Genomic DNA, 12,233 nt, shown 5'->3' on the forward strand with positions numbered 1-12,233 from the left:
TTGAGTGCGGGGTGCGCTGCGCGGTGCTGTGCGGTGCGGCGCTGTGCGGTGACCCCATGGTGGACCCGTTACCTGTAGAGCGGTAGGGTTCGTAATCTGTTCGTAATCTCTTCATGCCGTACGGTCCTGCTGGCAGGTGTGAACGGAAGGGTGGCGGGGCGATGGTCAGGGCCAGGAGCGAGGAACGGCGTGCGGAGATCGTCCGCGCGGCCCTCGAAGTGATCGCCGAGCGCGGCTACCGGGCCGCGGCCCTGGGCACGGTCGCCGAGCGCGTGGGCCTGACCCAGCAGGGGCTGCTGCACTACTTCCCGACCAAGGAGGCACTGCTGGTCGCGGTCCTGGAGGAGCGCGACCGCTGGGACACCGGCGGCGGCACCCGCGCACTGGCCGACGCCTGGCGCCCGGACCTGCTGGCCTCGCTGGTGGAGTACAACGCCATGCGCCCGGGCATCGTGCAGACCTTCTCGGCGCTGCTCGGCGAGAGCGTCACCGACGGCCACCCGGCGCGGGAGTTCTTCGCCGAGCGGTACGCGCAGGTGCGCTCCGCGATGGCGGCGGTCCTGCGCGCGGAGTTCGGCGAACGGCTCCCCTCGGGCCTCACCCCCGAGCAGGCGGCCCCGCTGCTGGCCGCGGTGATGGACGGCCTCCAGTACCAGTGGCTGCTCGCCCCCGAAGCCGTGGACATGCCCGGCGCCTTCCGCGCCTTCCTGGACCTGATCCAGGGGGCACGGGACTAGGGCCTGTCGTCCCTCGGTGCTGGCATGCTGGGCCGGGTGAAGATCGCTGCCGCGCAGCTGAGCTGCGCCCCCGCCGACGTGTCCGCCAACGCCGCACGGGCGGCCGCACTCGCCGTCCGGGCCCGGGAGGAGGGTGCCGGGCTGGTGGTGTTCCCCGAGCTCACCCTGACCGGCTACGAGCCGGCCGCGCTCGCCGCCGACCCCGGCCTGTGGCTGGCCGACGCCGAGGATCCCCGGCTGGACCCCGTCCGCTCCACGGGGATCGCCACCGCCGTCAACGTCGCGCTGCGCACGGACGGCCCGCGGCCCGTCATCGCGACCCTGGTCCACGACGCGGACGGCGCGCACGTGACCACGTACGCCAAGCAGCACCTGTTCCGGCACGAGCAGGAGGTCTTCGCCGCGGGGACGGTCCCGGGCCGCTTCGAGCTCGGCGGGATCCGCTTCTCCCTGGGCATCTGCTTCGACAACCACTTCGCGGACGTGCCCGCCGCGGGCGCCGCGGCCGGCTGCCGGGTCCACCTGGCGAGCTCGCTCTACGGCACGGGCGACGGCGTCGCCGAGCGCGCGTCGGTCCACCCGGGGATCGCCCGGGACTTCGGGATGTACGTGGCCCTCGCCAACCACACCGGACCCGCCGGGCCGTGGACGGGCTGCGGGGGCGCGGCCGTATGGGCACCGGGCGGGACCCTGCTCGCCGAAGCGGACGCGCACACGCCGTCGATCGCCGTGGCGGAGGTGCCGGCGGAGGTCCGGGCCGAGGCGCCGGCCACGGCCTGACGGGGCGCCCGGGGGCGCGCCCGCCGGCGGGGTCGCGTGCGGGAGTGCGCGGCTCCGGAACCCGTACGGAAACAGGCCCCGGACCGGCCGGGAAAGGGGTCGCGGGGGCGTTGGGCGGCCCCTCGGGCCCCCGGCCTCCGCACCCGCGGGGGCGGGTAGCGGCAGCCCGGCCACAGGGCGCCACATGGTCCGCCAGCCACTCTCCACACCCCATCTGACCTGGGATTTCATCCTGTTCGTCGATAAAATCGGGGACAGAGTGAAGGGGGTTCGGATGGACCGGAACATACGCAGTGTCGACGACGTGCTCGCCCTCATGGACGGGCTCTTCGCACCGGAGGCGGACCGCTGGACGGCCGGGGGCTCCGCCTGGTGGGACGGCTTCTACGCGGACCGCGAGCGGCCGGTGCCGTTCTTCGCGGCGAAGCCCGACGAGAACCTGGTCTCCTGCCTCGACCGCGGGCTGATCCCCGCGCCCGGCCGCGCCCTGGACCTGGGCTGCGGTCCCGGCCGCAACGCCCTGCACCTGGCCGCCCGGGGCTTCGAGGTGGACGCCGTCGACCTCTCCCCGGCGGCCCTGGCCTGGGCCGGGGAGCGGGCCCGCACCGCGGGGGCCCGGATCCGCTTCCACCACGGGGACGCCTTCGGCGCGGCCGGCACCGGACTCGTGGGCCCGTACGACCTGATCTACGACTCGGGCTGCTTCCACCACCTGCCGCCGCACCGCCGGGTCAGCTACCTGGCCCTGCTGGACCGGCTGCTGGCGCCCGGCGGCCGCTTCGCCCTGACCTGCTTCGCCTCCGGCGCGATGGGCTCCGAGCTGCCCGACGCGGAGTTCTACGGCAGGGCCCGCCTCGAAGGCGGGCTCGCGTACACCCCGGAGGCACTGCGTTGGGTCTTCGACGGCCTCACCGAGGTGGAGCTGCGCCGGATGAACGACGAGCCCGCCTCCTCCGGCACCTTCGGCGAGGCCTTCCTGTGGACGGCGCTGTTCCGCCGCCCGGAGTGAGGGCCGGGCCCCTGCCTCACGCGGGGACCGTCTGGGCGGCGTCGGGGAGCAGGTGCTTCGCGCCCCACGCGCCCAGGGCCTCCAGGGCCTCGTTCAGGTCGTGGCCGAGCGGGGTCAGGGAGTACTCCACGCGCGGCGGGACCTCCTCGTAGACCTCGCGGTGGACGATGCCGTCCGTCTCCAGCTCGCGCAGCTGGGCCGCGAGCACCTTCTCCGAGACCCCCGGGACCAGGCGGCGCAGTTCGCCGAAGCGGCGCGGGCACTGCTCCAGCTCCCACAGCACCGACACCTTCCACTTGCCGTCGATCACGGACATCGCCGCGGCGATCCCGCAGTGATCCGCACCGGGCCGTTGTGTCGTGGCCATCACGCACCCCTCCCCACCTGTTCGCTCACCTCGGGGTAACCACCCACTCCGAAGTGCGTACTTGAGCACCTGGCGGCTCTCCACCAGGCTAAACGGCATGACCGACACCAGCACGAAGACCCGTACGCAGACCGGCACGAAGACCCCGCTCACCCTCCTCGGGCTCGGCTCGATGGGCACCGCCCTCGCCCGCACCTGGCTCGCCGCCGGGCACCCCCTCACCGTCTGGAACCGCACCCCCGCCAAGGCCGAGGCCCTCGCGGCCGAAGGCGCCGTCGTCGCCGCGAGCCCCGCCGAGGCGGTGGCGGCGAACGGCCTGATCGTGGTCTGCCTGCTGGACCACGCCAGCGTCGGCGAGGCACTGGAGGGCCTGGACCTCGCCGGCAAGGACCTGGTCGACCTGACCACCGGCACGCCCGCCGACGGCCGCGCCCGGGCCGCGTGGGCCCAGGAGCGCGGGGCCCGGTTCCTCGACGCCGGGATCATGGCCACCCCGTCGATGATCGGCGCTCCCGCGGCCGGCGGGTACGTCTTCTACAGCGGCTCCCCCGACCTGTTCGAGACCCACCGGAGCACCCTGGAGGTCCCGGCCGGCGCCCGCTTCGTCGGCTCCGACCCCGGGCACGCGGCCCTGCACGACGTGGCCCTGCTGAGCGCGATGACCGGACTCTTCGCCGGGATTTCGCACGCCTACGCGCTGATCGAGGGCGAGGACATCTCCCCCGAGGACCTGGCGCCGCTGCTGACCGAGTGGCTGGGGGCGATGGGCTTCTTCGCGGGCGCCGCCGCCGAGCGGCTGGTTTCGGGGGACTTCACCACGGGCGTCGAGTCGAACCTGGCCATGCAGGTCACGGCGAGCGCCACCTACCTGCGGACCGCCGCGGAGCAGGGGGTCAGCCCCGAGCTGATCAGTCCGTACCTGGACCTGATGCGGGAGCGACTGGCGGCCGACCCGGCGGCCCACTCCGGCGAGGACACCGCCGGGGCGATCACTCTGCTCAGGCGCTGAGCCGCTTGCCCTGACCCTGGCCTTGCGTTTGACCTTGGCCCTGCGTCTGGGCCTGCGTCTGGCCCTGGCCCTGGCCCTGCGCCTGCTCCGGCCCCTGCTCCGCGTCCTCGCCCACCAGGTCCCGGACCATGAGCGTCGCCCCGGCCACCGCGCCCGGCATCAGGAACACGGCGACCAGCGGCACCAGGAAGGACACGACGAGCGGCACCCCGAAGCCGAGGGCCAGCATCCGCCGCCCGCGCAGCAGCGCGAGCTGCTCGGTGAGCTGGACCCGGCGGCGCATCAGGGCGACGGAGGTGAGCTCCTGGGCGAGGAAGAAGCCGGAGACGCAGAAGCCGAGCACCGGGACCACGGTCTGCCCGATCACGGGCACGAAGCCGAGCGCGAAGAGCAGGATGCCGAAGAGCAGCACCCGGCCCAGGATCCGCAGGCTGTCGCGGGCGGAGATCCACAGCTCCTGGGCGAGCGTGAGGCCCGACTCCGGGACCTCGCCGCCCTCGGTCCGGTCGACCTGCTCCGAGAGGGACTCGTAGAACGGCTGGCCCACGAGCAGGGTCACGGCGGTGAAGGTGATCACCGCGAGGAAGAGTCCGAGGCAGAAGACCAGGGCGGTCAGGAAGCCGCGGAAGAGGCCGAGCCACGGGGAGGACCAGCCGTCGGCGAAGGGGGTCGCCCAGGCCGTCAGGTCGTCGGCGCCGTAGCCGAGACCGATGAGCGCTCCGGCGTAAAGGACCAGCGAGACGAGCCCAGGCAGCAGCCCGAAGCCCAGCCACCGGCCGTGTCCCAGTACCCATCGCTGTCCGGCCAGCAGATAGCCGAATCCCCCCGCAAGATCACGCATGGTTCCCAGTTTAGGGGCGGGCGTCCGGGCGGGCGGACGCCGGGGCATGCCGAAGGCCGCACCCCGGTGCCGGGGTGCGGCCTTCGATGGAGCGGTCGTACCGGACGAACCGGACGGACCGGTCGAGCGGGTCGGAGATCAGACCGCGAGCTCGACCGTGATGTTGCCGCGGGTCGCCTTGGAGTACGGGCAGACCTGGTGGGCCTTCTCGATGAGGTCCTTGGCGGTGGCCGCGTCCACGTTCGGGATGGAGGCCGAGATCTTGACGATGATGCCGAAGCCGTCGTCGTTCTTGCCGATGCCGACCTCGGCGGTGACCGTGGAGCCGGTGATGTCGGCGTTCTCGTTGCGGGCGACGACGCCGAGCGCACCCTGGAAGCAGGCGCTGTAGCCGGCGGCGAACAGCTGCTCGGGGTTGGTGCCCTCGCCGCTGCCACCGAGCTCCTTCGGCGGGTTCACGACGACCTCGAGGCGACCGTCGTTGGTGGCGACGCGACCGTCACGGCCGTTCTCGGCGGTGGCAACAGCGGTGTACGCGACGTCGGACTGCTGGATGGACATGTAAGGAAATCCTCCTGGTAAATCGCCGGGACTCGCGCCCACGCGTCACGGCGGTGTGCAGTGAGCCTAACCGGTGAAAGAAACGATCATCTTTCCGGTGTTGTCACCGCGCAGCATTCCGAGGAAGGCGTCGGTGGCGTTCTCCACTCCGTGGACCACCGTCTCGTCGGCGACGAGCTGCCCGGAACGCAGCCAGCCGGCCACGTCCTGGACGAACTGCGGCTGCAGTCCCGCGTGGTCCCCGACCAGCACGCCCTGCAGGCGCAGGCGCTTGCCGATGACGAGGGCGAGGTTGCGCGGGCCGGGCACCGGCTCGGTGGCGTTGTACTGGGCGATCGCCCCGCACAGGGTGGCCCGGCCGTGGACCTTCAGGGAGGAGATGGCGGCCTCCAGGTGGTCCCCGCCGACGTTGTCGAAGTAGACGTCGATGCCCTCGGGCGCGGCCTCCTTCAGCTGCTCGGCGACGGGGCCGCTCTTGTAGTTGAAGGCGGCGTCGAAGCCGTACTTCTCTGTGAGGAGGGTCACCTTCTCGCCGGAGCCGGCGGAGCCGATCACCCGGGAGGCGCCCTTGATCTTCGCGAACTGGCCGACGAGGCTGCCGACCGCACCGGCCGCGCCGGAGACGAAGACGGAGTCGCCCTCCTTGAAGGAGGCGACCTCGAGGAGCCCGGCGTAGGCGGTCAGGCCCGGCATGCCGAGGACGCCGAGGTAGGCGGAGAGGGGGGCGAGCGAGGCGTCCACCGGGGTGGCGTACTTGGCGTCGACGTCCGCGTACTCGCGCCAGCCCAGACCGTGCAGCACGTGGTCGCCGACCGCGAAGCGCTCGTCGGCCGAGGCCACGACCTCGCCGACCGCGCCGCCGTCCATGGGCTTGTCGAGCTGGAAGGGCGGGACGTACGACTTCACGTCGTTCATCCGGCCGCGCATGTACGGGTCCACGGACATGTGGAGGTTGCGCACCAGAATCCGGCCGGCGGCGGGCTCGGCACTGACCGGCACCTCGCGCAGGGCGAAGTCCTCGGCGACGGGCCAGCCCTGCGGGCGGCGGACGAGGTGCCACTCACGGCTGACGGCGGGGATCTCGGACATGGCGTCACTCCTGGATGGGGGAAGAAGTGCAAAATGCTTCAGGACGTGAAACAACCATGCGCCTGGATATTTCATGTTGTCAAGTAAATGGGTACGCTGGATCCATGCCCAGCCGTCGCGCAGATCCCCTGACCCTCGAAGTCGTCGAGCTCATCGGCGACGTCGTGACCCGCTACCACCAGGAGTACGAGCACGCGGCCTCCAGCCACCAGCTCACCGGCGCCCAGGCCCGCGTACTGAACCTGCTCTCCCTGGAGCCCATGCCGATGCGCAAGATCGCGCAGAAGCTGCGCTGCGAGCCGTCGAACATCACCGGCATCGTGGACCGCCTGGAGAGCCGCGGGCTGGTCGAGCGCCGCCCCGACCCGGCCGACCGCCGGGTGAAACTGGCCGCGCCCACCGAGGACGGCCTGCAGACCGCCGACCGGCTGCGCGAGTCGCTGGACTTCGCCCGGGAGCCGCTGGCCGGGCTCTCCACGGCCGAGCGCGCGGTCCTGCGGGACCTGCTCAGGCGGATGCTGGGCTGAGGCTGAGGGCAAGGCTGGGCCCACGGGCGGCCCGCAGGTCGTACGCGGGTCGTCCGTGGGCGGTCAGGCCGTCAGCACCAGAACCACCAGCAGTCGCGGGTGGGCGACGGGGACGGAGACGGCGACTCGGACTGGCCCGGCTTTTTGGGGGGCTTCCCCTTGGGTCCCTTCGAGCTCGCGCTGGGAGTCGCGGAGCGACCGGACCGCGAGGCGGTCGGGGCGGCGGACGTGGGAGTCCGCGAAGCCCTGCGCGACGGCCCCGCCCCGGAGGCCGAGCCCGACGACCCGGCCGTCGAGCCCTCGGTGCTCCGGCCCGCGCCGCCCGGCTTCGCTCCCCCGGCCGTGCCCTTCCCGGAGCCGGCGGCCGGACCCTTTGCCGAAGCCGTCCCCGAGGGCGCGACCGGATCCCCCGTCAGGCCGGGCAGCGGAGCCGGCTCCGCGGGACCCGCCTCGTCGGTCAGCACCACCGTGGCCGCCCGGTCGGTGCGCTCCCCGTCGGTCGCCAGCCGGGCCAGGCCCAGGGAGGCTCCGGCGGCGAGCATCAGCCCGAGCCCCACGGTGAGCGCGGTCCGGCGGCGTCGGCGGTGCCCCGTCCGGCGGCGGGCGGCGGCGCGCCCCTGGGCCCGGCCCTGGCCCTGCCCCCGTTCCCCGGACAGCACGACGAGGGAGTCGGCGTACACGTCGGCGAGCGCGGCCGGGTCGCTTGCGAACCCGGCGGCGGAGCCGGGGGCGGGCGCGACGGGCGCGGCGGATATCAGGTGTTCGGCCGGGGTCCCGCATCCGGCGCACGCCAGCGCGCCGTTGAGGTACCTGCGGCAGGCGATGCAATAGTCCATGGCGCCCGCAGGCTACGCGTTCACTCACAACGGCCGTGTACCGGGATCGTGAGGATCTTGTGTGGAAGGGTTCGGGTCCATGACGAAGACTCCGGGGACACCACCCCTCCCCCCGGGCCCCTTCGGCCCCGCCGGCTTCCAACTGGTGCTGCTGCGCCGGATGGCGGACTTCCAGCCGGGACTCGCGGAGGAGGCCAGACGGCGGCTCGGCGCCTCCCTCGCAGAGCAGCGGGAGGCCAACAAGCGCTGGCAGGCCATGGTGCGCTCGCCGCGCTCCCGGGGCGCCCTGGCCCGCTACCGCTCGGTGCTCGGCCCGCCCGAGGCCGTCACCTCCCGCACGATCGGCGACCTGACGTGCGAGGCCCTGCTGTGGCCGGTGCCGCTCTGGCCCGATCTGCGCTTCGAGGTGCTCGCCGCGCCGGACGGGGCCGTCTGGAACGAGTGGCTGGTCCGGGCCCCGGGCGCGCCCGGTCCCGTACTGGAGTCGCCCGAGGACCTGCTGCCCTGGTCGGCGACGGTCGACGAGGTGGCGCGGGCCTTCGCCCCCGTCCGCCCGATGGAGGGCACCGCACCGACGCGGTGGCGCCTCGCGTTCACCGCGTCGGGGCGGGCCTGCGTCGCGGAGTTCACGTACGGCCTGCTCCAGGAAGTGTCCGTGGAGCAGGCATACGGCTAGGAACGCAGGAAGGACCGTACGCCCGCCGAGGTGGGGTCGTCGCCGAGCAGGTCGTTGTGCTTGAGGCAGCCGACGGGGGTGTTCAGGGCCCCGGTGAGCGGGACGCTGTCGTCGGGGTTGATGACCTCGTCGCAGTGGGACCAGAAGGTGGCGTACCCGACCGTGCCGGGGGTCTCGTCACCGGAGTTCAGGTTCTTCACCACGTACGAGCCGGGGGTCATGTCCCGGCAGGCCTGGTCCCACAGGGCGCAGGCCCAGGCGGTGGAGGTGCCGCGGTTGGGGCCGGCCAGGGAGACCCAGCGGTCCACGTACGAGCCGCCGCCGCCGAACTTCACGTACCAGCGGGTGACCAGCGAGCCGAAGGAGTGGGCGACCAGGTCCACCCGGGCGGCGCCGGTCTGCCGGCGGACCTCGTCCACGTAGGCGGCGAGCCGTCCGGAGAGGACCTCGTTGACCGACTGGTGGGTGTCGTAGCCGAAGGAGAAGAGCTCGGAGTCCGCGTATCCGTCGGCGCGCAGGTCCTCGCGCAGGGAGCCCCAGACGCCGGGGTCGGCGTTGTAGCCGTGCACGAAGACCACCGGATTGCGCGCGACGGCCGGGGCGGAGGCGGGCTGGGACTGGGCGCCGGCGGGAGCCTGCGCCGGGGCCTGCGCCTGCGCCTGCGCCTGGGCCTGGGCCTGGGCGGGGCCGGAAGCCGAGCCGGACCGCGGCGCGCCGGAAGCCGCGCCGGAAGGCGGACCGGAGGACGGTCCGGCGGCCTGGGCCGGGAGTGCGGGCGCCGCGAGCAGCGCCAGGCAGAGCGTCAGCAGGGCCAGCAGTCGCTGGCGGACCGTCAGCATCGAGTCCCCTTTACCTTGTTACGCGCGAGTAGCACGATCGGTGCGGGCATGGTCGCGCCTGGCGTCGCAGAATTCCACCCCCGTGCAGCACCCACCCGCACCCCTCGTGACCCTTCCGTATCTCACGACACCCCCCACCCGGAGCATCAAATCGGGCAATACGGGTAATTCACCCGAGAAGATACGAAGTGTGACCGGCACCCGCCGGTCTTCTTGCGTCAGTGCTCTCGGGAGGATCTGCCGTGACCGTCAGTCTTGAGCAGTTGCGCCGCTGCCACGTGGCCGTCGACCTCGGAGCGGCCAGGACCCGCGTCTACGTCAAGGGCCTCGGCCTGGTCGTGGACGAGCCCAGTGTCGCCGCCGTGAACACGCGGACCGGTGCACTCATCGCCGTCGGCACCTTCGCCGAGCGGATGACCGGCCGCACGCCCGACTACATCCGCGTGGTCCGCCCCGTCTCCGGCGGCACCGTCGTGGACATCGAGATGGCCCAGCGCATGCTGCGCCACCTCCTCGGCGAGAAGCTGCGGCGCGCCCTGCGCCGCAAGCCCCGGCTCCGGGCCGCCGCCTGCACCCCGCACGACGCCGACCCGCTCGCCCAGCGCGCGGCGGTGGAGACGATGGTCGGGCTCGGAGCCCGCCGCGTCGAACTCGTCGACACCCTGATCGCGGCGGCCGTCGGCTGCGGACTGCCCGTGGAGCAGCCGACCGCGACGATGATCATGGTGTGCGGGGCCGCCGCCACCCAGGTCGCCGTCCTCTCCCTCGGCTCGATCGTCACCGCCGTGCGGATCCCCGTCGGCGGCGAGGCCATCGACCACGCCGTCGTCCAGCACCTGCGCCACGCGCACGAGCTGATGCTGCCCAGCCAGGCCGTCCGCCCGCTCCAACTGGCCCTGCACGGCAACGGCATCACCGCCGAGGGCCCGGCCTCCACCCTCATCCACGGCCGCGACGTGTCCACCGGACTGGCCCGCTCCGTCAACGTCGACACCGCGGCCGTCCGCGACGCCATCTACACCCCGCTGACCGCCGTGCTCGACGGCATCGGCAAGGTGCTGCGCGACTGCCCGCCGGACCTGGTGGCCGACCTGACGGACCGAGGGATCATGATGGTGGGTGGCAGCGCCCTGCTGCCGGGCCTGGACCAGATGCTCCGCGACGCCACCGGAATGCCCGTGGCCATCGCGGAACGCCCCGACGTCTGCGCGGTACTGGGCCTCGGCATGATGATCGAAGGGAAGATCTCCCCCATGGTTCTGAACCCCCTGGCCGAATGACGCGGGCCGAGTCGTCCCCGGCGGCCCCCCGGGACGGGAACGACCTCGCCGCCCGCCAAGTCGCCAGCCTGCCCGTCCTCCTGGAAGCGGTCCTCAACGTCGGCTCCGAACTCGAACTGCGGACCACCCTCCAGCACATCGTGGATTCGGCGACCGACCTGTGCGCGGCACGGTACGGAGCGCTCGGGGTCGTCGACCCCGAGCGCGTCCGGCTGACCGCGCTGTTCACCTCCGGTCTGACCGAGGCCGAGAAGACCGCGATCGGCCGGCTGCCGGACGGCCGTTCCGGCCTGCTCGGCGCCCTGATCACCGATCCGCGCCCGCTGATGCTGGAGGACCTGAACCAGGACCCCCGCGCGGCGGGCTTCCCGCCGGGGCACCCCCCGATGAAGGGGTTCCTCGGCGTCCCGATCCGGGTCCACACCGAGGTCTTCGGCAACCTCTACCTCACCGACAAACAGGGCGGCGGCCCGTTCACGGACGAGGACCTCGCGCTGCTGCGCGTCCTGGCCTCGCAGGCGGGGATAGCGATCGGCAACGCCCGGCTGTACGAGACCGCGCGCCGCCGGGAGCGCTGGATCGAGGGCGCCGCCGCCGTGACCACCACCCTGCTGGCGGGCCGCCCGGCGGCCGACGCGCTGATGTGCGTCGCCGAACGGGCCCGGCTGCTGGCCGACGCGGCGGCCGGGGTCGTCCTCCAGCCGACCCCCGAGGGCGGCATGGAGATCGTGGCCGCCTCCACGCACGGGGACCCCGGGGACCTGGTGGGCACGGCCATCGCCCCGGGCTCGGCGGTCCTGGAACAGCTCCTGGGCGGCGAGCCGGTCTTCATCGACGACTCGGCGACGGACCCCCGGATGACCACGCACGTACGGGAGCGCTTCGGCCCCAGCATGATGCTGCCCCTGCAGAGCGGCGGGCAGCTCATCGGCACGCTCGCCCTGCCGCGCGTCCGCGGCGGCCCCGCCTACGACGCCGTGGACCGGCTGCTGGCCTCGCAGTTCGCCTCCCAGGCCGCGCTGGCCCTGGTCCTGGCGGACGCGCAGCACGACCGCGAGCAACTGGCCGTCTACGAGGACCGGGACCGCATCGCCCGTGACCTCCACGACCTGGTCGTCCAGCGGCTGTTCGCGACGGAGATGATGCTGGAGAGCACCCGGCGGCGCTCCGACAAGGCACCCACCGGGGACACGGTCGGCGAGGAGCTGAGCCGGGCCGTGGACGAGCTCGACTCCACCATCCAGGAGGTCCGCACGGCCATCTTCGCCCTCCAGCAGCCCCCGACGGACGCCCCGACCACCTTCCGCGGCCGGGTCCTGCGGGAGACCGGCGGGGCGGCGGTCCTGCTGGGCTTCCAGCCGTCGGTGCACTTCGCGGGCACGGTGGACGCGCTGCTGCCGGATCCGGTCGCGGGTGAGCTGCTCGGCGCCCTGCGCGGGGCGCTGGCCGCGGCGCACCGCCGCGCGGAGGTCACCTCCATCGAGGTCGAGGTCGACGCGGTCCCCTCCCGGGTCCGCCTCACCGTCTCCGACGACGGCCGTACGGAATCGGGCACTCGGGGCACCACCCTGACCTGGGAAGCCCCGCTCTGACCCCGGCGGCCGGCGGCCGGTTGGCCCTGCGGGGCGAAGTCCCCTACCCACCCTTCGCCCGTTCCCCGGGCTGCGCCCGGACCCCCTGGG

The 12,233-nt window shown here is 73.3% G+C and carries 14 protein-coding genes; 8 read left to right on the forward strand and 6 right to left on the reverse strand.

Annotation, left to right across the window (positions count from 1 at the left end):
- Positions 1-161: 161 nt before the first annotated feature.
- From ACODT5_RS30110 to ACODT5_RS30120, 3 genes are all read left to right on the forward strand, one after another.
- Complete coding sequence (locus ACODT5_RS30110) at positions 162-737, forward strand: TetR/AcrR family transcriptional regulator (protein WP_422522302.1); 576 nt, start codon at positions 162-164, stop codon at positions 735-737.
- 36 nt (positions 738-773) lie between these two features.
- Entirely contained in the window at positions 774-1,517 is a 744-nt protein-coding gene (locus ACODT5_RS30115) for a carbon-nitrogen hydrolase family protein (RefSeq protein WP_422522303.1), read from the forward strand.
- A 274-nt stretch (positions 1,518-1,791) separates the two neighbouring features.
- Positions 1,792-2,526, forward strand: coding sequence for a class I SAM-dependent methyltransferase (locus tag ACODT5_RS30120; protein ID WP_422522304.1), 735 nt, complete (start codon positions 1,792-1,794; stop codon positions 2,524-2,526).
- Positions 2,527-2,542: 16 nt separating this feature from the next.
- Here the strand turns inward: ACODT5_RS30120 and ACODT5_RS30125 are convergent, their stop codons facing one another.
- Positions 2,543-2,893, reverse strand: coding sequence for a winged helix-turn-helix transcriptional regulator (locus ACODT5_RS30125; RefSeq protein WP_422522305.1), 351 nt, complete (start codon positions 2,891-2,893; stop codon positions 2,543-2,545).
- 97 nt (positions 2,894-2,990) lie between these two features.
- Between ACODT5_RS30125 and ACODT5_RS30130 the strand changes: the two genes are divergently transcribed.
- Positions 2,991-3,902: an NAD(P)-dependent oxidoreductase gene (locus tag ACODT5_RS30130; protein ID WP_422522306.1), complete on the forward strand. Its 912-nt coding sequence runs from the start codon at positions 2,991-2,993 to the stop codon at positions 3,900-3,902.
- Here ACODT5_RS30130 and ACODT5_RS30135 read toward each other — a convergent pair.
- The 3 genes from ACODT5_RS30135 to ACODT5_RS30145 form a co-directional block, all read right to left on the reverse strand.
- A complete protein-coding gene (locus ACODT5_RS30135) occupies positions 3,892-4,743 on the reverse strand; it encodes an EI24 domain-containing protein (protein ID WP_422522307.1) in 852 nt (283 codons plus the stop codon). The two genes, ACODT5_RS30130 and ACODT5_RS30135, sit on opposite strands and share 11 nt — an antisense overlap.
- A 138-nt stretch (positions 4,744-4,881) precedes the next feature.
- Positions 4,882-5,304 carry an organic hydroperoxide resistance protein gene (locus tag ACODT5_RS30140; RefSeq protein ID WP_266909067.1) on the reverse strand — a complete coding sequence of 141 codons (423 nt, stop codon included), beginning with the start codon at positions 5,302-5,304 and terminating at the stop codon, positions 4,882-4,884.
- A gap of 66 nt (positions 5,305-5,370) precedes the next feature.
- On the reverse strand, positions 5,371-6,393 hold the full coding sequence (locus ACODT5_RS30145) for an NADP-dependent oxidoreductase (protein ID WP_422522308.1): 1,023 nt from the start codon (positions 6,391-6,393) through the stop codon (positions 5,371-5,373).
- A gap of 104 nt (positions 6,394-6,497) precedes the next feature.
- On the opposite strand from ACODT5_RS30145, the gene ACODT5_RS30150 reads away from it, so the two are divergent.
- Positions 6,498-6,920 carry a MarR family winged helix-turn-helix transcriptional regulator gene (locus ACODT5_RS30150; RefSeq protein WP_385375592.1) on the forward strand — a complete coding sequence of 141 codons (423 nt, stop codon included), beginning with the start codon at positions 6,498-6,500 and terminating at the stop codon, positions 6,918-6,920.
- 71 nt (positions 6,921-6,991) lie between these two features.
- On the opposite strand, the gene ACODT5_RS30155 is transcribed toward ACODT5_RS30150, so the two are convergent.
- The gene (locus ACODT5_RS30155) at positions 6,992-7,756 is read right to left on the reverse strand and encodes an SCO2400 family protein (protein ID WP_422522309.1); all 765 of its coding nucleotides are present in this window, start codon (positions 7,754-7,756) and stop codon (positions 6,992-6,994) included.
- Between the two features lie 79 nt (positions 7,757-7,835).
- Here ACODT5_RS30155 and ACODT5_RS30160 point away from each other — a divergent pair, with 79 nt between their 5' ends.
- Positions 7,836-8,432: an RNA-binding protein gene (locus ACODT5_RS30160; protein ID WP_422522310.1), complete on the forward strand. Its 597-nt coding sequence runs from the start codon at positions 7,836-7,838 to the stop codon at positions 8,430-8,432.
- Here ACODT5_RS30160 and ACODT5_RS30165 read toward each other — a convergent pair.
- Positions 8,429-9,271 carry an esterase/lipase family protein gene (locus ACODT5_RS30165; RefSeq protein WP_422522311.1) on the reverse strand — a complete coding sequence of 281 codons (843 nt, stop codon included), beginning with the start codon at positions 9,269-9,271 and terminating at the stop codon, positions 8,429-8,431. The genes ACODT5_RS30160 and ACODT5_RS30165 overlap by 4 nt on opposite strands.
- Positions 9,272-9,513: 242 nt before the next feature.
- Here ACODT5_RS30165 and ACODT5_RS30170 point away from each other — a divergent pair, with 242 nt between their 5' ends.
- A complete protein-coding gene (locus ACODT5_RS30170) occupies positions 9,514-10,551 on the forward strand; it encodes a rod shape-determining protein (protein WP_243329362.1) in 1,038 nt (345 codons plus the stop codon).
- Positions 10,548-12,143, forward strand: a complete 1,596-nt coding sequence (locus ACODT5_RS30175; protein WP_422522312.1) for a sensor histidine kinase — start codon at positions 10,548-10,550, stop codon at positions 12,141-12,143. Before ACODT5_RS30170 ends, ACODT5_RS30175 begins: the two co-directional genes overlap by 4 nt.
- The last annotated feature ends 90 nt before the right edge of the window (positions 12,144-12,233 follow it).

It is taken from the genome of Streptomyces tatrensis (genome assembly GCF_049310065.1).
Lineage (GTDB): Bacteria > Actinomycetota > Actinomycetes > Streptomycetales > Streptomycetaceae > Streptomyces.